The organism is Plantactinospora sp. BC1, from assembly GCF_003030345.1.
In the GTDB taxonomy this organism is placed as follows: Bacteria; Actinomycetota; Actinomycetes; order Mycobacteriales; family Micromonosporaceae; genus Plantactinospora.
The window spans coordinates 2,827,111-2,847,917 of record NZ_CP028158.1 but is presented as its reverse complement, the minus strand read 5'-3'; the positions used below and the strand labels follow the sequence as shown (position 1 = coordinate 2,847,917).

Here is a 20,807-nt window from a genome sequence, read left to right as displayed (position 1 = left end):
CCAGAGAGGTGGTGGCTGCTCCGCCGGCTCAGGGCTTGCGGAACACGATGCCGCACTCCATGGAGCGCTGGTTCTCCGGCGGCGATTCCAGGTACGGACGTAGCGGCTCGTCGACGTGTGCCAGCAGCGGCTGGTCGGGGTCGGGACGCCAGTCGACGACCTTCACCAGGCCCGGCTCCACCGGTTCCGCGCCGGTCAGGCCACTCATCAGCTCGACGACCTGGTCGGTGGTGCGGTTGCGCCAGGCCAGGCCGAGTCGCTTGGTCATCTCGTTGCCCTCGTCCACCGTGGCCTGGTCCACCCCGCACACCTGGGAAAACGCCAGGTAGCTGCCGGAGGCGAGCGCGCCCCACACGGTGACGAGCATGTCTCGCAGCGACGCGTCGTCGACGATGGAGTGGCCGATGGAGAGGAACAGCGCCGCGGCCGGCTGGGAGAAGTCGATCAGTTTCCGCGTCTCCGGGTCACCGAGGATCCGCTCCGAGTCGGTCATGTCCGCCGCGATCACGGTGGTGGTGCGGTCGTCGGCGAGCAGCGCCCGCCCGTGGGCCAGCACGATCGGGTCGTTGTCGACGTAGACGACGTGGGCGTCCGGCTGGAACTCCTGGGCCACCTGGTGCACGTTGGCCTGGGTCGGCAGTCCGCTGCCCATGTCCAGGAACTGCCGGATCCCGGCGTCGCGGGCCAGGAAGCGCACCAACCGGTAGAGGAAGAGCCGGTTGTTCCGGGCCTCGGTCACACCCTCCGGAAACTGCTTGTGTACGGCCAGTACGGCCGCCCGGTCGACCGGGAAGTTGTCCTTCCCGCCGAGGCAGTAGTCGTACATCCGTGCCGGGGTGGGCACGTCCTGCCGAATCTGCGGCTTGCTTCCGTCATTGGGCGCGGTCACGACAACAGCTCCACAGTTGACACCGTCTCCGACTCGGGGGAAGTGGGATGAGGAATCGTACCGGGAGGAATGGATCAATCACCGAGTCGGGCGAGTTCCTCGTCCACGATCGACGGGTCGAGCTTGCGGAAGACCGGCTTCGGCGCGGAGAGCGCCCGCCCCGCCTCGACCGGCACCGACTCCCACTTCGCCCCGACCGTGTAGTCCCCGGTCAGCACCGGGTACGACGGCCCGCCGTCGAGGTCGTCGACCTCCACGATCGACGGCATCGGCGCGTGTACGCCGGTGCCGCCGAGCAGCTCGTGCACCCGCTGCGCCGAGTGCGGCAGGAAGGGCGTGAGCAGGGTGTTGGCGTCGCTGACCACCTGGAGCGCGACGTGCAGGACGGTCCCCATCCGGGGCTTGTCGGCCTCGCTCTTCAGCTTCCACGGGGCCTGCTCGGAGAGGTACTTGTTCGCCTCGGCGACCACCCGCATCGCCTCGCCGATCGCCTGCTTCTGCCGGTGCTTGGCGATCAGCTCGCCGACGGTGCCGAACCCGGCCCGCGCGGTGGCGAGCAGCGCCTCGTCGGCCTCGGTCAGGCCGGCCGGGTCGATCGGCGGGATCGCGCCGAAGTTCTTCGCGGCCATCGAGATCGAGCGGTTGACCAGGTTGCCCCAGCCGGCGACCAGCTCGTCGTTGTTGCGGCGCAGGAACTCCGCCCAGGTGAAGTCGGTGTCCTGGCTCTCCGGGCCGGCGACGGCGATGAAGTAGCGCAGCGCGTCGGCGTCGTACCGGGCCAGGAAGTCGCGTACGTAGATCACGACCTGCCGGGACGAGGAGAACTTCTTCCCCTCCATGGTCAGGAACTCGCTGGAGACCACCTCGGTCGGCAGGTTGAGCCGGCCCAGGCCGCCCGGCTCGCCGCCCCGGTCACCCTCGCCGTCGTAGCCGAGCAGCAGCGCCGGCCAGATCACCGAGTGGAAGACGATGTTGTCCTTGCCCATGAAGTAGTAGCCCCGGGCGTCCTTCCCCTCGGCGTCCGCCGCCCACCAACGCCGCCACGCCTCCGGGTCGCCGGAGCGCCGGGCCCACTCGATCGACGCCGACAGGTAGCCGATCACCGCGTCGAACCAGACGTAGATCCGCTTGTCGCTGCGGTCGCGCCAGCCCTCCAGCGGGATCGGTACGCCCCACTCCAGGTCGCGGGTGATCGCGCGGGGCTGGAGGTCGTCCAGCAGGTTCTTGGAGAAGCGCAGTACGTTCGGCCGCCAGCCCTCCCGGCCGTCCAGCCACTTCGCCAGCGCCTGCGCGAAGGCGGGCAGGTCGAGGAAGAAGTGCTCGGTCTCGACGAACTGCGGCGTCTCGCCGTTGATCTTCGAGCGCGGGTTGACCAGGTCGATCGGGTCGAGCTGGTTGCCGCAGTTGTCGCACTGGTCGCCCCGGGCGTGCGGATAGCCGCAGATCGGGCAGGTGCCCTCGATGTAGCGGTCCGGCAGGGTACGGCCGGTCGACGGCGAGATCGCCCCCATGGTGACCTTGGGGACGATGTAGCCGTTGCGGTGCAGCGTCTCGAACAGCTCCTGCACCACCGCGTAGTGGTTGCGGGTGGTGGTCCGGGTGAAGAGGTCGTAGGAGAGACCGAGCCCGTGCAGGTCCTCGACGATAACCCGGTTGTAGCGGTCGGCCAGCTCGCGCGGGGTGACCCCCTCCTTGTCCGCCTGCACCTGGATCGGCGTGCCGTGCTCGTCGGTACCGCTGATCATGAGTACGTCGTGCCCCGCCATCCGCATGTACCGGCTGAACACGTCGGAGGGGACCCCGAAGCCGGAGACATGGCCGATGTGGCGCGGGCCGTTGGCGTACGGCCAGGCAACCGCCGCGAGAACGTGACTCATGGGAAGCAAGCCTAGTGACCACGCTCGGAGTACCGCGAACCAACGCCGTACCCCGGCCGCATCGACGGTCGCTTTGCGGAAAGATCGCCTAACCTGCCAATATTCAGACTGATATCCGACTTTTTTCTCCTTCGACACGCGTGTCGCGCTGCCGTCGCGGGCCGGATCAGCGTTGTCCAATGGACGGGTGACGGGCCACGAGGGTCGCCAGCAAGCAGCGGAAACGTGCCCTTCCGAGGCCGAGCCCCAGCCGTCGGCGGCGGCCGAGACCGCCCCCGTACCCGCCGACGGGCAACCACGGCAGCGGCCCGCCCCGGAACACGAGCCGGCGCCGGCCGGACCGTTCCGGGGTGCCACCCCCGCGCTCGGCTCCGCCTGGCTCGGAGCCCCCGGCACGCTCGCCGGCCCGTCCGGGATCGAGCCGACCACCGGGGCACCGCTCGCGATGCTGCCCCAGCGGGCGCCCCGGGCGGTACCGACCTGGAACGGGCCGACCGGCGCGCTGCCGACCGCCGCACCCGGATCGGACCAGGAGACGGTCGACGAGGACGACTTCTGGCTGCCGATCGAGGAGGTCCACTGGGACGGCACACCCGTGCAGCCGACCCCCCGGACCTGGTACGGCCGGCCGAAGGACCCGGCCGCGACCGCCGCCCGGCAACGGGTACCCCGACCGCCGAAACGGCAGCGGAACCCGGCGCTGGGGCTCGCCGGCATGATCCTCTGCTCCCTGGTCGCCAGCTTCTTCGCCTGGGTCAGCGCCGAACCCTTCTGGCTCGCCGTCGGTCACGGCGAACTGGGCACGGCGACGGTGGAGACCTGCACCGGCCGGGGACTCGGGCAGCACTGCCGGGGCGAGTTCCGCGCCGACAGCGGGCTGCTGCGGGTGCACGACGTCCGGCTGGTCGGGGTCGACGGGGCGCACCGGGAGTTCGGCAGCCGGCTCACCGCCCGGATGACCGGTACGGAGAGCGGAAAGGCGTACGTCGGCGTCGGCACCGGCCTGCTGCGCCTGCGCTGGGTACTCGGCCTCGGGATGGTACTGCTCTGCTGCGCGGGAGCCGGTTGGACCACCGGGGCGCTGCGGCTGCCGGAGCGGCGCAACCGGCACGCCGCCGCCCTGGTCAGCGTCGCCGGCCCACTGCTGCTCACCGCCGGTTTCCTGGTCGCCGCCTACTGACCTTCCGGCGGGCGAGGGATCAGCCCGACGTCGGGGGGTGCACGGCGGAGTAGACGTCCCGCCTGCGCAACCCGTACTCCGTGGCGACGGCGGCGATGGCGTCGCGTCGGGACGTACCCTCGGCCTCCAGGTCGGCGACCGCGGCGCGCAGGTCGGCGGCGGCCGGGACCGGCGCGGCGACCGCCGGGGCGCCCGCCACGACCAGGGTGATCTCGCCGCGCGGCTCGCCGGTGGCGGCCCAGGTCGCCAGCTCGCCGAGCGGGCGGCGCAGCACCTCCTCGTAGGTCTTGGTCAGCTCGCGGCAGAGCGCCGCCGGCCGCTCCGGGCCGAACGCGGCGGCCAGGTCGGCGAGCGCACCGGCCACCCGGTGCGGCGCCTCGAAGAAGACCAGGGTGCGCTCCTCGGCGGCGAGCGCCCGCAGCCGGGCCCGGCGCGGGCCGCCGGTGCGGGGCAGGAAGCCCTCGAAGCAGAAGCGGTCGGTGGGCAGGCCGGAGAGCGCGAGCGCGGTGGTGACCGCGCTCGGGCCGGGCGCCACGGTGACCGGCACCCCCGCGTCGAGCGCGGCCCGGACCAGCCGGTAGCCGGGGTCGGAGACGCTCGGCATGCCGGCGTCGGTCACCAGCGCCACCAGGGCGCCGTCTCCGGCGGCGTCGACCAGGTCCGGGGTACGGCGTTCCTCGTTGCCCTCGAAGTACGACACGATCTTGCCGGTGATGGTCACGCCCAGGTCCCGGGCCAGCCGGGTCAGCCGGCGGGTGTCCTCGGCGGCGACGATGTCGGCCTCGCCGAGGGCGTCCCGCAGCCGTGCCGAGGCGTCGCCGGGGTTGCCGAGCGGCGCGCCAAGCAGGATCAGCCGGCCGTTACCGGGCGATTTTCCCACCAGCTGACTCCTTCATCGATAACTGTCATCGCAGATAGCGAGCGTCGTGCCCCGTTTCACACCATCGCAGCCTACGATCACGGGGTGACTCTGGCGTCGACAGCGCAGACCGAGAGCCCGGGCACCGCCGGGCCGCCGCCGGCCCCGGTGGTCGAGGTGGTCTCGGCCACCCCGGGCGGGACGGCCACCACCGAGCGCACCGAGCGTCCCGGCGGGGGCATACCGGCGATCATCAGCCGCCGGCTGGCCCCGTTCGACGCCCGGCTCGAACCGTGGTCCTGGCTGGCCACCGCCGTGGTGGTGCTGATCGCCGGCATTCTCCGCTTCGTCGGGCTGAGCAATCCCAAGGGCAAGATCTTCGACGAGATCTACTACGCCACCGACGCGCACAACCTGCTGCTGCGCGGCATCGAATGGGACGAGAAGAACAACACCGCCGCGTACGTGGTGCACCCGCCGCTCGGCAAGTGGATGATCGCGGTCGGCGAGCAGATCTGGGGCTACAACGAGCTGGGCTGGCGGTTCTCCGCCGCGGCGATCGGGACGCTCTCCGTCCTGCTGCTGATCAGGATCGCCCGCCGGATGTTCCGGTCGACCGTGCTCGGCTGCACCGCCGGGCTGCTGATGGCGCTGGACGGCTTCCACCTGGTGCTCTCCCGCACCGCACTGCTCGACATCTTCCTGATGTTCTTCGTCCTCGCCGCGTTCGGCGCCCTGGTGGTCGACCGGGACGTCCGGCGCAAGCGCTGGCTGCGGGCGATCGAGTCCGGCCTCGACCCGAGCCAGCCGGGACAGCGCAACCGGCCGCCGTTCCGCTGGTCCGACGGGGTGCCGTGGTGGCGCCTGCTCGCCGCCGTGATGCTCGGCTGCGCGTTCGGGGTGAAGTGGAGCGCGCTGTACTTCGTACCGGTCTTCGCCCTGCTGGTCGTCTTCTGGGAGGTCGGCGCCCGACGCTCCGCCGGGGTACGCCGGCCGTGGCGGGACACCTTCGTCGACGAGGGGCTGTGGCTGCTCGGTGCCGGGGTGCTGATCGGCCTCGTCTACCTCGCCACCTGGTCCGGCTGGTTCGCCAGCGACAACGGCTACTTCCGGAACTGGCGGGCCGACACCGGCCAGTCCAGCCTGCCGGTCATCGGCAGCCTGCAGAACCTCTGGCACTACCACCAGGAGGCGCTCAGGTTCCATTCCGGGCTGGACGACAAACACGTCTACCAGTCCTGGCCGTGGCAGTGGCTGCTGCTCGGCCGGCCGGTCGCGTTCCACTGGTCCGACCAGGGCGCCTGCGGGGCTCCGAGCTGCGCGTCGGAGATCCTGCTGCTCGGTACCCCGATCCTGTGGTGGTCGTTCCTCCCGGCGATGGCCGCGCTCGTCTGGCTGGGCCTGGCCCGGCGGGACTGGCGGGCCCCGGCGATCCTGCTGCCGGTCGCCGCCGGCCTGCTGCCGTGGTTCTGGTTCGCGTTCGAAGGCCGGACGATGTTCTTCTTCTACGTCGCGCCGGTGGTGCCGTTCATGATCCTGGCCGTCACCTACGTGCTGGGCGTGATCACCGGCCCGGCCCGCTCCCCGGCACCGGCGGGCCCTCCGGCCGGCGCCGATCCACCCGCCGGGTCGGACGGCGACGGCGGCCACGGCGGCCGGACCAGCGACCGCCGGATGATCGGCGCGATCATCGCCGGCACCTACGTCCTGCTGGTGGCGATCTGCTTCGCCTACTTCCACCCGATCTTCGTGGGGCAGATCCTGCCCTACGCCGAGTGGTCGACCCGGATGTGGCTCGGCAACCGCTGGATCTGACGCTTCGCGACGGTCGAGGCGGACCGGCCGGGCGGCGTACGCTCCGGTGCCCGCCCCGCCTGGTTCCACCGTGGACGGCCACCGGAACAGCTGCGGGACGGTGCGGCAGCTCGGAAAGGCTGCTCGGGAAGGCTGCTCGGCCCACGACAGGGGCCGGACATAGGGCCGGACATAGGTGCGCGCCCCGATCGCCTGCCACGGGGGAAGCGGGCGATTGGGGCGCGCACCAAGGAGCTTAACCACCCTGGATCAGCGGCACAACGGGTGGTGTTAAGTCAGATTTCCGACCGACGCACCGCCGAGCACAACGGGCGTATGGGGCAGAGCGCTCGGACAGGCATCAGCCCCGTCGGAACGGTCGGTTTCCCGAGCGCCCGAGGCGACCGGAAGCCGGCCGCCCGGCAGCTGCGTCGCCGCCTCGTGCGGCCCCGACCGCCGGCCCCGGGCTCCCCCGTTCACCGGATGGCCACTCCACCGATCGTCAGGCGAACCCGACGGAACGAGCCGACATCGAAACGACCGAATAGCGCTGCCGCCGATAGTCGCTCTCGGTAGGCACACTGTTGCGGTGACCGGACCGCTACGTTCAGGATTCACCCCCGTTCCGACCCGGCTCGTCGTGGTCGGCCTGGTGGCCGTACTCGGCCTCACCTCCTGCGACCTGGGCGGCGACGCTCCGGAGGCCGCACCGAGCTGGTCGGGCAGCGCCACTCCCACTCCGGGCGGCCTGGGTGCGGCCAAACCCACCCCGTTCACCGGCTGGTCCGATCCGGCCCTGGTCGGCAAGCCGTACGGCGACAAGGTCGACGGCCTGCTCACCTTCCGGGGCAACCCGACCCGGACGTACTACGGCACCGGGCCGATGCCCCGGACCACTCCGGCCCGGCGCTGGCAGTTCCCGCGCAGCGGTGGGCTCTGCGGGAAGTCGACCGACGAGAAGGGCACCCGGGTCTGGTGCGGTACGGGCTGGACCGGCCAGCCCGCCGTCTTCGAGCGGGACGGTCGGACCTGGGTGGTCTTCGGGGCGTACGACCACAGGATCCATTTCCTGGACGGCGAGACCGGTGAGCGGATCCTGCCGGACTTTCCGACCGGCGACATCATCAAGGGTTCCGTCACCGTCGACCCGGACGGGTTCCCGCTGGTCTACTCGGGATCGCGGGACAACTACTACCGGGTCATCGCGATCGACCGGGGCAGGCCGACCGAGCTGTGGAAACTGTCCGCCCGGGCGGTCTCGCCGACGATGTGGAACGACGACTTCGACGGTGCCGGCCTGATCCTCGACGACTACCTCCTGCTCGGTGGCGAGAACAGCCAGTTCCACATCGTCAAGCTCAACCGGGGGTACGCCGCCGACGGCAGGGTCACGGTCAAGCCGAAGCTGGTGTTCAACGCTCCCGGCTGGGACGCCCAGCTCCTGCGCGACGTGGACGACCGGATGGTCTCGATCGAGAACTCGGTCGCCGTCTTCGGCAACGTGGTCTATTTCGCCAACTCCGGCGGGCTGGTCCAGGGCTGGGACATCAGCGGTCTGAAGCAGGGGCGCAAGCCCGAACGGGTGTTCCGGTTCTGGACCGGTGACGACACCGACGCCTCGATCGCGGTCGACGAGACCGGCGCGCTCTACGTCGGCGCGGAGTACGAGCGCGGCACCGCGCGCTCCAAGCAGGTCGGGCAGATGATGAAGCTCGACCCGTCGCGCAAGGGCGACCCGAGCGTGTGGCACGTCGACGACCACGCCGATCGGCCGGCCGGGATCTGGGGCAGTCCGGCCCTGCACCGGGATCTCGCCATCTTCGACACCCAGGGCGGCGAGGTGCTCGGCGTCGACCGGGCGACCGGGTCCGTACGGTGGCGGTTCGAGCTGCCCGGCCCGACCTGGCAGTCGCCGGTGGTGGTCGACGACGTACTGGTGATCGGGGACTGCGCCGGGACGCTGCACGCGTACGACGTCGCCGACACCAGGGTCGCGCCGAAGCCACTGTGGAAGGTCAGGCTCGGCGGCTGCATCGAGTCGACTCCGGCGGTCTGGCGTGGCCGGATCTACGTCGGCACCCGGGCCGGCGCGTTCCACGCCATCGCGGTCCGCTGACCCGAAAGAAACCTGCACGGCCACTTCCGCGCGACGCAGGTATCTGCCAACCTGACATCTACATTCGCCTATGTCAGGAGGCCAACAGCCATGCCGCTGCCTCGTCGTCTGGTCCCCCTGCTAGCCGCCGTCACCCTTCCACTCGTCAGCACGCTCACCGTCGCGCTGGCCGCCGTACCCGCGCAGGCGGCGGCGACCACCTACACCGCGCTCGGCGACTCGTACGCCTCCGGCACCGGCACCCGGGAGTACTACCCGGACAGCGGCTCCTGCCAGCGCTCCCGGCACTCCTACCCGGCGCTCGACGCCGCCCGGCTCGGCGCCACGCTCAGCTTCCCGGCCTGCGCCGGAGCCACCACCTCCAGCGTGCTCAGCGGGCAGCTCGGCACCCTGAACTCGGCCACCAGCTACGTCACCGTGCAGGCGGGCGGCAACGACATCGGCTGGTCGTCCGTGATCGTGCAGTGCGCGCTGCCCTGGCCGACCACCTGCTGGTCGCAGATCGACAGTGCGGAGAACACCATCCGGAACACCCTGCCGGGCCGGCTCGACCAGCTCTACTCCCGGATCCGCAGCCTGGCCCCGAACGCCCGGGTCGCGGTGGTCGGCTACCCACGCCTCTTCAACGGCGAGGAGTGCAACATCATCGCCCGGATCTCCCCCGGTGAGCAGGCCGAACTCAACGCCGCGGCGGACCTGCTCGCCACCACCATCGCCGCCCGGGCCGCCGCGCACGGGTTCGCCTTCGTCGACGCCCGGGGTCCGTTCACCGGGCACGCGGTCTGCGACGACGTCGAGTGGCTGAACGGCACCTCCAACCCGATCGGGGAGTCGTACCACCCGAACCGGGCCGGCCACGTCGGATACGCCGGCATCGTCGAGACCGCCCTCCGGGCCGCCGCCGCCCGCAGGTCCTGACCGGTACGCCGTCGGCGGCCTGGGCCGTACGGGCCCTCCGCCCCCGGCGGCGCTACTCGGTCATGCCCACCGGGTCGGAGCGGACGAAGGACATCGTCCAGCAGCCGTCCGCCTCCTGTTGGGGGCGCAACTCGTAGAGGTGGTCCACGCCGGGCTGCTCCGGAGGCCCGTCCGGACTGCTGCTGAGTACCCAGCGGCGCGGCGGCCCGCCGCCCGGTGCGGCCGGCAACTCCCGGGCGGTGCCGTCGGCCGGACCGCCCGCGAAGCGTACGGTGACCCACTCCACGCCCTCATGTTACGAGCGCGACATCCCCGATACGCCCCGGAACGCCCAGCCCACCGTTTCCATCTTGGCCTCCCGCCCCCGTCCGTCGGCATCGCCCGGATCCGGTCGCCTTGGGGGAGTCGGGTAAAATCCGAGCACCGACTCCCCCTGAGCACAGGCTCGTTACGGGATTGGAGCAGCCTCCAATGGCCCATGACCTGTTCCTGTCATATTCACGGAAGAACAAACGGTTCATCGACAGGCTGGCCGCCGACTTGCGGGAGCACCATGTCGACGTCTGGCTCGACACGATCGAAATCGAGGTCGGCGACCTCATCCACCTGACAATCGAGCAGGGCATCGAGCAGAGCCGTTACTTCTGCCTGGCACTGTCTCCGGCATCGTTGCGGTCGTACTACGTGCGGGGGATCGAGTTCGAGACGGCTTTCGCGCGCATGGTCCGCGAGCGGCGCGAGTCCTTCATCCTGCCCATCCTCATCCAGCGCGTCGACGAACCGTTGCCGGCCCGCCTCGCAGGCCGGGCCTACCTGGATTTCACCAACAAGAAACTCTATGCCGAGAACGTGCGCAAGCTCGCCAGGAAGGTCCAGCTACAGAGTGACCTTTTCTCCGGTCAGCGCTGGTACAAGGCGCTGGAAATCTCCCCGTTCGGAGAAATCGTCGGCATCGGCGAGATAACGCAGGTGGCACCCACCGGCCCGAGCATCTGCATCACCTGGACCCGGGGCACCGTTTCGCGGGCCGACATCTACTACAACGCCGCGAACGTCCACTACAAGCAGTTTTCGTTCGACGAGCACGGTCGCGTCGTCCAAAACATGATGTACGAGTTGGATGGTGCCGGCGGATGGCGGTACGTCGACACCTGGCGGTACGAATATGATCCGGCGACCGGCCGCCGTGTGAAGAAGTTCGTCGAGAAGACCGGAGCCCGTTCATACCGGGTCCTCGACTACGACGGGCACAACAATGTCCTGGAGGAACGGGTGGTGACGCTGGAGGGGGCACCCGACCTGTCGTACGGCTACACCCGGAAGCTCTTCGAATACTCCGAGGACGGCCACGTGCTACGGGAGATCCTCTACGACCAGGAGGGCGATGTCGTACGGACGGTGGAGCGAAAGACCGACTAGGGCGCGTCCCGGCGGCACCGTTGCCCGGGTCAGGCCCTGCCGATCCCCGCCGTCCGCCCGTCCGGAGATCGAAAAAGGCCGTATCCGACGAGCGGAGACGGCCTTTGACCCGGGGTGGAGCTGAGGGGATTTGAACCCCTGACCCCCTCGATGCGAACGAGGTGCGCTACCGGTCTGCGCCACAGCCCCTTGACCAACCCGCCCAGAACGGCGAGCCGGCGCCAAGGCTAACAGGTCGGCCGCCCCGGGCGCGAACCAGCCCCCGCCGACACGTCACGCGACGCCGGTCACCGTCCGCCGGCCTCGTAGGGCCGCCCGCGCAGGCCACCGGCCCGGCGGTAGGAGACCGTGCCCGCCGCCCGGCCACCCCCACTGGCCGCCGGCGGCAGGTCGGCCATCCGGTTCATCCCCAGCGCCGCCCGGCGTACCGCTTCTCGCTGGGCCGCGAGGCGACGCTGCGCCTCCCGACGGGCCTGCGCCCGGCGGGCCTGGGCGCGCCGGACCTCCGCCTGCCGGGCGGCCAGCCAGGCCGCCTCGCGGGCCTGGAGGCGCCGCCGCCGACGGTCGGCGATGGCCCGGCTCCGCAGGTGTACGAGGTAGGCGGCCAGCAGCGTGCCGGTGGTCGCGAAGCCGATCCAGAAGCCGGGGCTGACCAGCACCACCCCGACCAGCTCGACGAAGTTGAGCAGCAGCAGTGCGGCGAAGACCCGGCGCCGCCGGTAGACGGCCGGAGTGTGCCGGGCCGGCGGTGGCCGGCGTCGGGCCGGTCCCGGGGTCCGGGGCACCGAACGCAGCCGACGGCTCCGCCGACCGTTCCCCGGCGGCCCGGAGACCGGAGACCCGGAGACGGATGAGCCGGAGACGGATGAGCCGGAGACGGATGAGCCGGAGGCCGGCGGCGCGGAGACCGGCGAGCCGGGGCCGGCGGCCGGCGAGACGGGTTCGGCGGAGCCGTCGGCGGGCGGAACGCCGGCACGAAGGGTAATGATTCGGGTACGCGGCGGGTTGACCGGCTGCCGTCCCGGGACACTCCGGCGCCGTCGATGGCGCTGGAGCACCCGCGCCGTCGACTGCGCCCGCTCCGCGGCCAGCCGCTCCGTGGCGTCGTACCGGCGGACCAGTGCCGGCGCGAGGGCGAGCAGACCGGCTGCGGCGAGGACGGCGAGGAGCACCGAGGCCGGCACCCTCATCCCTCCCGTCACCCACCTCGGGCAACCGACCGGACGAGCACCTCCCGCACCGCCGGGTGCGTCCACGGCAGGCGCGGACGGGCTCCCGGAGCCGCGGGTCCGTCCGACGTTGCCGCACGTCCCGATTACTTCAGGTTACGGGGACACACCAGGAATATCGTGCGGCGCGCCGGCCGACCAGCGACTAAGGAGATCAACAGGGCGGCGCGGCGAGGTCAGGACGCGGCGGTGCGCAGCCGGTGCCAGCGGGCCAGCAGACCGCCCTCCCGGATGACCTCCTCGCTGGTCATCGCGTACCCGATGTGGTCGCGCCAGGCGCCGTCGATGTGCATGTAGCGGGGGTGGTACGCCTCCTCGCGGAAGCCGAGCTTCTCCACCACCCGCCGGGACGGGCCGTTCTCCGGCCGGATGTTGACCTCGATCCGGTGCAGTCCGCCCGGCCCGAACGCGTGGTCGACGGCGAGCGCCATCGCGGTCGGGATCACGCCGCGCCCGGCCACCCGACGGTCCACCCAGTAGCCGACGTACGCCGAGCAGAACGCTCGGCGCACGATGTTGCCCAGGTTGAGGTGCCCGACCAGCCGCTCCCGGCCCTCCTCGACCAGGCAGACCGCGAACGGCATGCTCTCGCCGTGACGCGCCTGCCTGCGCTGGTCGCGGTGCACCCAGCGGAACGCGGCCGGAGAGTTCATCTCGTCCCACCGACCGGGCGGGGACGACTCCCAGGGTGCCAGCCAGGCCTGGTTGGCGCAGCGCACCTCGGACCAGACCGCCGCGTCCGAGCGCCGGTACGGGCGCAGCAGCACCGCACCGTCCCGGAGTACGGCCGGCCAGCCCGGGGTCGCGGCCAGGTTCACGCCCGGCGTCCCGTCGGCACCCCACGCCCCCTCGTCAACCCTCCGACACCGCTCCGGGCACCGCTCCCGGCAACGGTCGTTGCACCGCTCCCGGCAACGGTCCCGACACCGCTCCCGGCAACGGTCCCGACACCGCTTCCGGCAACGGCCCCGGCACCGCTTCCGGCAGCGGTCGGCCAGCGCGGCAGTCCCGTCACCGGCGCCGGTCCAGCAGCAGCACGTCCACGGTGGAGCCGGCCGCCGCGCTGGTCACCCGCTCGCCGAGCACCATCAGCCCGTTCGCCTCGGCCAGCCCGGAGAGCGTGTACGGCCCACCGCGCAGCGGCTGCACCGTGTAGCCCCCGCCGCGCCGCTCGGCCACGTGCGCCGGCCGGAACTCCCGCAGCCCGGACGGCGAGGAGACCGTCTCCAGCAGGTGTGCCCGGACGCTGGGCCGGAACACCGGCTCGGCCCCGGCCAGCAACTGGATCGCCGGCCTCGCCAGCACCTCGAAGCCGATCAGTGCCGCGCCGGGCTCACCGGGTAGACAGACCACCGGCACCTCCTCGGCTCCGACCGTACCGAATCCGAGGGCGCTTCCGGGATAGAGGGCGACCTCCATGAAGGTCACTGCGCTGGCCCGACCACCGTCCCGGCGGGACAGTACCCGGCGGATCATGTCACCCGGGCCGGCGCCGGTGCCGCCGGTCGTGATGATCAGGTCGGCCCGGAGGGTCTGGTCCTCCAGCAGCCCGCGCAGCCCTTCCGGGTCGTCGTCGCAGATGCCCACCCGGTACGCCAGCGCGCCCACCTCGGCCGCCGCCGCCGTCAGCGCGTGCGAGTTGATGTCGACCACCTGCCCCGGCTGGCTGGCCCGACCGACGTCGACCAGCTCGTCCCCGGTCGCCACGACCACCACCCGGGGACTCGGCCGGACCACCACGTGCCCGATGCCGGTCGCCGCGAAGACCGCGACCAGGGCCGGCGAGATGTACGAGCCGGAGCGGGCCAGCAGGGTACCGGCCGGCAGCTCCTCCCCGGCCCGGCGCAGCCCGTAGCCGCGCTTCGGGGTCCGGAAGATCTCCACCGCCGCCATGCCCTGGTCGGTCCACTCCACCGGCACCACCACGTCGGCGGCGATCGGCAGCGGCGAACCGGCCGCCACCGAGAAGCAGGCTCCCGGGGTCAGCCGCACCGGCCGCCAACTCGCCGCGCCGAGGTCGCCGACGACGTTGAGCCGTACCGGGCGGGGGTCGCCGAGCCGGCTCGGGCCGTAACCGCCGGCCACCCCGCCGGTACGCCCCGCGCCGGAGATGTCCTCCCAGCGCGCCGCGTACCCGTCGATGGCCGCCTGGTCGAAGGCCGGATAGGCGTGCGGCGCCACGACGTCCTCGGCGAGCACGTTGCCGTACGCCTGGGTGAGGTCGAGGTCGAGCGGGGGAAGCGCCCGCAACCTGCGCAGCACGCTGCCCAGGTAGTCGGCGAGCGGCGTCAGCTCGTTGGCGGCCGCCTCGGCATCGGCCGTCGCTGTCACACCGTCACCTCACCGGGGGCCGTCATGTGCGGCGGCCGGCGTCGGAGGCGACGAACTCGCCCAGCCACTGCCGGAACTCCGCACCCAGATCCTCGCGCTCGCAGGCCAGTTGCACCACCGTCTGGAGGTAGCCCAGCGGCATGCCGGTGTCGTAGCGGGTGCCACGGTAGACGATCGCGTGCACCGGCATGCCCTCCTTGAGCAGCAGACCCATCGCGTCGGTGAGCTGGATCTCCCCGCCGCTGCCCTTTCCGGTACGCCCGATCGCCTCGAAGATCGCGCTGGGCAGCACGTACCGGCCGAGCACCGCCAGGTTGCTCGGCGCGTCCTCCGGCTTCGGCTTCTCCACCAGCCCGGTCACCTCGACCACCTCGCCGAGGTCGGCGAAGCTGCTGTCGGCCGGCGCCACCGACGCGATGCCGTACCGCTTGGTCTCCTCCGGCGGCACCTCGAAGAAGGCGAGCACGATGCCGCCGGTCCGGGCCTGGAGGTCCAGCATGGCCGGCAGCAGCGGCTCGGAGAGGTTCACGAACTCGTCGCCGAGCATGACCGCGAACGGCTGGTCACCGACGTGCGTCTCGGCGTACCCGACGGCGTGGCCCAGGCCGAGCTGTTCCGGCTGCCGGCAGGTGTAGATCTGCGCCAGTTCCCCCGGCCGGCGCACCGCCGCCAGCAGCTCCGGGTCGCCCTTCTCCTCCAGCCGCGCCTCCAGGTCGGGCCGGCGGTCGAAGTGGTCCACCATCGCGGTCTTGCCCCGGCCGGTGATCAGCAGCACGTCGTCGATACCGGCCTGGGCAGCCTCCTCGACGATGTACTGCAACACCGGACGGTCGACGACCGGCAGTAGTTCCTTCGGCACCACCTTGGTGGCGGGAAGGAACCGGGTCGCCAGGCCGGCGGCGGGGATGACCGCCTTCACCGCCCGTCGTCCGGCCGTCGACGTCGAGGAGTTGGCTGGGGTGGCTGCGTTCTCCGGCATGTCGCGAGACTATCGGCCACGGCCCTGGCGCGGCGGTTGTGGCCCGGATAACGCGCCGTCCGGGCCGCCGTCCGCGGTGACCGGTCCGTCCCCGGCCGACCGCCCCGCCCGGGTCGGCCAGCCGGCGCCCGCGCCGGGCATCGGCCGGCCGCCGGCCCAGGGCAGCCCGTCGTCCGGCGTCGCCGCGCCGGTCCGGACCGGGATCTCCTCGACGGTCGGTCGGCCGCCGGGCGTGGCCGGGTGGCTGGCCGTGGCCATCTGGTACGTGTTGCGGCCCGCCGCCTTCGCCGCGTAGAGCGCCTCGTCGGCCGCGACCAGCAGTTGCGGGCCGGTGGCGGCGTGGTCGGGATAGACGGCGACCCCGATCGACACGGTGACCGAGACCAGGGCCCGGACCGGGGCGACCGCGCCGGGCCGGGGACGGATCGCCATCGGGGTCTCCCGGACGGCCGCGCCGAGCCGTTCCGCCACCGTCGCCGCGCCCCGGGCATCCGTCTCCGGCAGCAGGACCACGAACTCCTCGCCGCCCTGCCGGAAGGCGAGGTCCACCTCCCGCATCGCGCCCCGGATCCGCTGGGCGAACTCGGCCAGCACCGCGTCCCCGGCGGCGTGCCCGTAGGTGTCGTTGACCTCCTTGAACCGGTCGAGGTCGAGGGCGAGCACGCTGAGCATCCGGCCGAACCGGCTGGCCCGTTCGATCTCCCGCCGGATCGACTCCTTGAGGTAGCGGTAGTTCCAGAGCCCGGTCAGCGGGTCGGTCAGGGAGAGCCGCTGCGCCTCCTCGTGCATCCGGATGTTCTCCACCGCCACCGCCGCGTGGTCGGCGAAGGTACCCAGGGTGACCAGGTCGACGTCGTCGAACTCGTCCGCGCCGAGCCGGTCGTAGAGGGCCAGTACGCCGACCGGGGTACGCCCGCCGACCGGCACCCGTCCCACCCCGAACGTCAGCCCCGGACGGGCGGTACCCGGCTCGGCACCGGTACCCGGCCAGCCGGCGGCGGTCGCCGGGCGCAGCGGCGGGGTACCGGTCCCCGGCTCCGCCCCCGGATACCCCGTCTGACCGGCGGTACCGGAGGACGGCAGCGGCACCGCGACGTAGGTCCGGCAGCGCGGCTCGCGGCCGTAGAGACGCGGACCGTCCCGGTCCAGCCGGCCCCGGCGCGGCTCACCGGTGGCCACGACGGTGCCGAGCAGTCCCTTGCCGAGCGGTACCCGCAGCGCCGGTGGATCGCCGTGCCGCCGCCGTTCGTCGGCCGGTCGGCCCCGGTCCGCGCCCACCGACCCGCTCCCCCGACTGGGCCCCGGACCGGATGCCCCGCCGCCCGGCGGAACCGCCGCCCCGCCGGCCCCGGCGCCGACTGTCCCGCCGTCGGCCGGGCCGGCTGTCCCGGCGTCCGCCGGGCCCCCGGGGACGGGTGTGCCGGACGACGCCGCCCCGCTGCCGGACGACGCCGCCCCGCTGCCGGACGACGCCACCCCGTAGCCGGCCGCCGATGCCGGTGGGCCGAGCCCGACACCGCGTCGGTCGAGACCCTCGGTGCACTGGCTGACCAGGACTCCCGTCCTCGGGTCGAGCAGCAGCACCACGCCGGCCCGGGCCCCGGTCGCCGCCATCGCGGCCCGGAGCAGCAACTCGAAGATCCGGTGCAGGTCGTGCGAGCTGGCCAGGGTGTCGCCGAGCACGGCGAGCTGCTCGCGCAGCTGGTGCCGACTGACCACCAGCGCCCGGAGGTAGGACTCCGCCTCCCGGGTCATCCGGTTGAAGCTGTCGGCGAGCCGGCCGACCTCGTCCGGCGACCGGACCGGTACCCGGGTCGCCAGGTCACCCTCGGCGACCCGGTCGGCGGCGCGGGCCAGTTCGGCCAGTGGCCGGGTGGTCGACCGGGCCAGCCGGCCGGCGGCGAGCACCGCGAACACCCCGGCGAGGAGTACGACGATCGCCAGGGGTCCGTACCGGGTCATCGGCGGGTCCCGGGGTACCGACAGCACCAGCGGCAGCGGCTGACCGGGTGCCGGACCGACCCGCCGGACGTACCGGCCCCCGTTCGCCTGGACGACCTTGTCCCCGGAGATCCGCCGGGCGGCGGCGAGCACGGCCGCCCGGGAACCGGTCGACTCGGTACTCGGTGACTCGGCCCCCTGCGGTCCGGCGTCCGGAACTGCGCCGCCGGGCACCGCGGTTCCGGCGGACGAACCGGCCGAGGAACCGGCCGACGAGGAGACCGACGAGGCGACGGTGTGCGGCGCGGCACTGCCGACGGGTCCGGGCACCGGAAACGCGAGCCCCGGTTCGGGGACGGGGTCCGGTTCGGGGACGGGATCCGGTTCGGGGACCGGGCCCGACGGCGACGGCCCCGGGGAGGTCACGGCCGGCGCGGGCACCTCGCGCAGCAGCGTCACCGCCGTTCCGCTGGCGCTGGCGAGCCGGCGGACGAACGCCGCGTCGAGGGCCTGTGCGGTCCAGACCGCGCCGGTCACCGCTCCCGAGCCGTCCCGGAGTTCGACCCGGGCCGCCAGGGCACGGGGTGCCGGGCCGGTGCCGGCGGCGCCGTCGCAGGAGGCCCAGGGGCGGGCGGGTGCCGCCGGGGTGACGAACTCGACCGTGTCGGCCGAACCGAGGATCACGACCGCGTCCGCCAGCCCCCGGGTCACCACCTCGCCAGCCGCGCCGGTCCGGCTGGTCGGATCGGCGAGTACGGCCAGCGCGCCGGCCGTGGCGTGCAACTGTCGACAGAGCGCGCCGACCGACGTACGGACGGCTTCGGCGGCGAGGTTGAGCCGGTGTTCGGCCTGGTGACGGCTTGCCGTGGCGACCGTACCGGCGACGGAGAGCGCGCCGAGCAGCACCGGCCCGAGCACGACGGCGAGGAAAGCTGTGGTCAACCGTCCGCGCAGCGTCACTCATCCCCCCGGAAGCTCGGCACCCGATGCTGCGATGCTGACCCAACCGCATTGGTTAACCGGCCTGGCCCCGGGAGTGTTACGTGCCGGATTTTTCGGATGAAGGTGTCGGTCCGCGCAAGATCGCGCTCCGGACCACCGTGCTGGCCCGGCGCCGGGCGCTGTCGGCTCCGGCCCGGCTGGCCGCCGCCGAGCGCCTCCGGGCCGAGCTGCGCGCCCTGGTCCAGCGGGTACGACCACGCCTGATCACCGGTTACGTGCCGGTCGGGAGCGAGCCGGGCGGGGCCGGGTTGCCGGACGAGTTGGTCGCCGCGCTGGGACCGGCCGGGCGACTCCTGCTGCCGGTACTCCGCCCGGACCTCGACCTGGACTGGGCGCCGTACGCCGGACCGGGTTCACTGGTCGCGGCCGGTCGGGGGCTGCGGGAGCCCCGTACCGACCGGCTCGGTCCGGGTGCGATCGGCTCCGCCGGGCTGGTCGTCGTACCGGCGGTGGCGGTCGACCGGCGCGGTCTCCGGCTCGGTCGCGGCGGCGGCTCGTACGACCGCGCCCTGGCCCGGGTCGCGCCCGGCGCTCTCACCGTGGCGCTGTTGCACGACGGCGAGCTGGTCGACTCGGTGCCGGCGATGGATCATGACCGTCCGGTACGCGCCGTGATCACCCCTTCCGGCGGGTTCCAGCACGTGGGGCCCGGTTGACGGCTCCCGCTGCTCGCGTTGCCGGGCGGCCGGTCGGAGTCCCGCCCGGCGTCGGCCTGGACACTTCGGCTGGACGAAAACGGGTACGATGCCGCACCATTGGCACTCGGATACGTCGAGTGCCAACAGGCTGCAAGATCCGGAGGGGAACGTGCCCACCTACCAGTACGCCTGCACCGAGTGCGGCCACCAGCTCGAGGCGGTGCAGTCCTTCACCGACGAGCCGTTGACCGAGTGCCCGGCGTGCGAGGGTCGCCTGCGCAAGCTCTTCAACTCCGTCGGCATCGTCTTCAAGGGCTCCGGCTTCTATCGGACCGACTCCCGGAGCAACGGTTCGGAGGGTGGCGGCGCCGCGGCGAGCAAGTCCGACTCGTCGAAGAGCGACTCCGCGAAGACCGGCTCCGGCGGCGACTCGGGTTCGACCGGCGGCGGCACGTCCGGCACGTCCGGCAGCGGCGGAGCCTCCGGCTCGGCCAACGGCGCGTCGAGCGGGTCCGCCAGCAAGCCGAAGGCGGCCTCCTCCTCCTCGACCAGCTCGACCTGACGGCCGCCGACCTGCCGCCCTCGCCCGACCCGTCGGGGGTCGACGTCGCCGTCGCGCTCCGACGAGTTATCCACAGCCCTCCGAGTTATCCACAGGCTGTGAGTTATCCGCCGCCTCCCCGGGCCGACCTCGCCTAGCCTGCTGCGCACCGGACGGCGCCGACCTCGCTGGCGTCGCCGGGCGAGGGAGGTTCGCCGTGGCGCTCGACCGTACGCCCACCCGTCGGGACGGCACGCTGAGCCCGGCCCGCTGGGCACGCCCCGGCGCCGGCTCGATACTGCGCTGGCTGCTGGTGGTCGCCCTGGTGACGCTCGCGCTCGGTGCGCTCTACCTGCGCGAGCCGACCTCGACCTGTCCCGCGCCGTCGGCCGGCCCCACCGGGGGCGAGGTCGGTCCGTCCCGGTCCGCTGCGCCGGTCGTCGGCACGGGGTCCGACGGGCCGGCCGGGGCGAGCCCGGCGGGGAGCGGGCCGGCGGCACGACCCGGCGGGTCGCCGGGTGCGCCGGCAGCGCCGAGCGGGGTGCCGGTGCCGGAGGGGACCGTGGGGGTGCCGATCCGGCTCGCCGAACCGGCGGCGCTGACCGTGGCCCGGCCGGGAGCCCGGGTGGATCTCCTCGCGGCGCCCGGCGGCGACCAGGCGGGCCGGTCCCCGAAGCCGACCGTACTGGCCACCCGGGTGCTGGTACTCGACGTACTCGGGCCGGGCCAGACCGACGGCGCGGCCAGCGCCATCTACCTGGCGCTCCGCCCCGACCAGGCCCACCGGGCGGTCGGGATGCCGGAATCCACCCGCTTCGCGATCATCGTTCGCTCGTAGCCGCGTCGCGACCGGAGCCCGTCGACGGGTGCCGGAGGGGGCAGGCGGTCAGCCCCAGTGCGGTGGCCGATCGGCGAGTAGCCGCTCGTCGTTGGAGTCCGGCCGCTCGCCCCAGCCCCGGTCGGTGTCGTCCACCGACTGCTCCGGCGGCATCCGACGGTCACCGGTCGACCTGACCGGCCGCTCGTCGTCCCGCCCGCCGCTCGTGCTGTGCTGCTGCTCCGTCCCGGACACCCGGCAAGCGTACCCGGGAGGC

The 20,807-nt window shown here is 72.8% G+C and carries 18 protein-coding genes and 1 tRNA gene; 8 read left to right on the top strand and 11 right to left on the bottom strand.

What is annotated here, in order from left to right; genetic code table 11:
• Nucleotides 1-28: 28 nt before the first annotated feature.
• Nucleotides 29-889: an SAM-dependent methyltransferase gene (locus C6361_RS12200; RefSeq protein ID WP_107267806.1), complete on the bottom strand. Its 861-nt coding sequence runs from the start codon at nt 887-889 to the stop codon at nt 29-31.
• A 74-nt stretch (nt 890-963) separates the two neighbouring features.
• On the bottom strand, nt 964-2,766 hold the full coding sequence (gene metG, locus C6361_RS12195) for a methionine--tRNA ligase (RefSeq protein WP_107267805.1): 1,803 nt from the start codon (nt 2,764-2,766) through the stop codon (nt 964-966).
• A 187-nt stretch (nt 2,767-2,953) separates the two neighbouring features.
• Between metG and C6361_RS12190 the strand changes: the two genes are divergently transcribed.
• Nucleotides 2,954-3,946 carry a hypothetical protein gene (locus C6361_RS12190; protein ID WP_234359460.1) on the top strand — a complete coding sequence of 331 codons (993 nt, stop codon included), beginning with the start codon at nt 2,954-2,956 and terminating at the stop codon, nt 3,944-3,946.
• A gap of 19 nt (nt 3,947-3,965) precedes the next feature.
• Here C6361_RS12190 and rsmI read toward each other — a convergent pair whose 3' ends face one another.
• Nucleotides 3,966-4,826: a 16S rRNA (cytidine(1402)-2'-O)-methyltransferase gene (gene rsmI / locus C6361_RS12185; protein WP_107267804.1), complete on the bottom strand. Its 861-nt coding sequence runs from the start codon at nt 4,824-4,826 to the stop codon at nt 3,966-3,968.
• A gap of 147 nt (nt 4,827-4,973) precedes the next feature.
• Between rsmI and C6361_RS12180 the strand changes: the two genes are divergently transcribed.
• The 3 genes from C6361_RS12180 (at nt 4,974) to C6361_RS12170 (ending at nt 9,633) form a co-directional block, all read left to right on the top strand.
• Nucleotides 4,974-6,620: a dolichyl-phosphate-mannose--protein mannosyltransferase gene (locus tag C6361_RS12180; RefSeq protein ID WP_107270906.1), complete on the top strand. Its 1,647-nt coding sequence runs from the start codon at nt 4,974-4,976 to the stop codon at nt 6,618-6,620.
• Nucleotides 6,621-7,188: 568 nt separating this feature from the next.
• Nucleotides 7,189-8,715, top strand: coding sequence for a PQQ-binding-like beta-propeller repeat protein (locus tag C6361_RS12175; protein WP_159079301.1), 1,527 nt, complete (start codon nt 7,189-7,191; stop codon nt 8,713-8,715).
• Nucleotides 8,716-8,805: 90 nt separating this feature from the next.
• Complete coding sequence (locus C6361_RS12170; protein ID WP_107267802.1) at nt 8,806-9,633, top strand: SGNH/GDSL hydrolase family protein; 828 nt, start codon at nt 8,806-8,808, stop codon at nt 9,631-9,633.
• A 52-nt stretch (nt 9,634-9,685) separates the two neighbouring features.
• Here C6361_RS12170 and C6361_RS12165 read toward each other — a convergent pair whose 3' ends face one another.
• Entirely contained in the window at nt 9,686-9,919 is a 234-nt protein-coding gene (locus C6361_RS12165; protein ID WP_107267801.1) for a hypothetical protein, read from the bottom strand.
• A 185-nt stretch (nt 9,920-10,104) separates the two neighbouring features.
• Between C6361_RS12165 and C6361_RS12160 the strand changes: the two genes are divergently transcribed.
• Entirely contained in the window at nt 10,105-11,052 is a 948-nt protein-coding gene (locus C6361_RS12160; RefSeq protein ID WP_107267800.1) for a toll/interleukin-1 receptor domain-containing protein, read from the top strand.
• Between the two features lie 115 nt (nt 11,053-11,167).
• On the opposite strand, the gene C6361_RS12155 is transcribed toward C6361_RS12160, so the two are convergent.
• The 6 genes from C6361_RS12155 to C6361_RS38140 all read right to left on the bottom strand — a co-directional run bounded on the left by C6361_RS12155 (nt 11,168) and on the right by C6361_RS38140 (nt 18,492).
• Nucleotides 11,168-11,241 (bottom strand) — tRNA-Ala (locus tag C6361_RS12155).
• Nucleotides 11,242-11,339: 98 nt separating this feature from the next.
• Nucleotides 11,340-12,242, bottom strand: a complete 903-nt coding sequence (locus tag C6361_RS12150; protein WP_199853330.1) for a hypothetical protein — start codon at nt 12,240-12,242, stop codon at nt 11,340-11,342.
• Between the two features lie 215 nt (nt 12,243-12,457).
• On the bottom strand, nt 12,458-13,099 hold the full coding sequence (locus tag C6361_RS12145) for a GNAT family N-acetyltransferase (RefSeq protein ID WP_107257715.1): 642 nt from the start codon (nt 13,097-13,099) through the stop codon (nt 12,458-12,460).
• A gap of 193 nt (nt 13,100-13,292) precedes the next feature.
• Nucleotides 13,293-14,612 carry a gephyrin-like molybdotransferase Glp gene (gene glp / locus C6361_RS12140; protein WP_107257714.1) on the bottom strand — a complete coding sequence of 440 codons (1,320 nt, stop codon included), beginning with the start codon at nt 14,610-14,612 and terminating at the stop codon, nt 13,293-13,295.
• Between the two features lie 22 nt (nt 14,613-14,634).
• Nucleotides 14,635-15,591 (bottom strand): UTP--glucose-1-phosphate uridylyltransferase, encoded by a 957-nt coding sequence (locus C6361_RS12135; protein ID WP_107257713.1) that lies wholly within the window; start codon nt 15,589-15,591, stop codon nt 14,635-14,637.
• Between the two features lie 9 nt (nt 15,592-15,600).
• Nucleotides 15,601-18,492, bottom strand: coding sequence for a diguanylate cyclase (locus C6361_RS38140; protein ID WP_369931382.1), 2,892 nt, complete (start codon nt 18,490-18,492; stop codon nt 15,601-15,603).
• An 83-nt stretch (nt 18,493-18,575) separates the two neighbouring features.
• On the opposite strand from C6361_RS38140, the gene C6361_RS12120 reads away from it, so the two are divergent.
• The 3 genes from C6361_RS12120 (at nt 18,576) to C6361_RS37580 (ending at nt 20,551) form a co-directional block, all read left to right on the top strand.
• Nucleotides 18,576-19,190, top strand: coding sequence for a 5-formyltetrahydrofolate cyclo-ligase (locus tag C6361_RS12120; RefSeq protein WP_107267799.1), 615 nt, complete (start codon nt 18,576-18,578; stop codon nt 19,188-19,190).
• Between the two features lie 151 nt (nt 19,191-19,341).
• The gene (locus tag C6361_RS12115; RefSeq protein ID WP_107267798.1) at nt 19,342-19,734 is read left to right on the top strand and encodes an FmdB family zinc ribbon protein; all 393 of its coding nucleotides are present in this window, start codon (nt 19,342-19,344) and stop codon (nt 19,732-19,734) included.
• 196 nt (nt 19,735-19,930) lie between these two features.
• Nucleotides 19,931-20,551, top strand: coding sequence for a flagellar biosynthesis protein FlgA (locus C6361_RS37580; protein ID WP_199853329.1), 621 nt, complete (start codon nt 19,931-19,933; stop codon nt 20,549-20,551).
• Between the two features lie 48 nt (nt 20,552-20,599).
• On the opposite strand, the gene C6361_RS12105 is transcribed toward C6361_RS37580, so the two are convergent.
• Nucleotides 20,600-20,785: a hypothetical protein gene (locus C6361_RS12105; RefSeq protein WP_107267797.1), complete on the bottom strand. Its 186-nt coding sequence runs from the start codon at nt 20,783-20,785 to the stop codon at nt 20,600-20,602.
• Nucleotides 20,786-20,807 lie beyond the last annotated feature (22 nt).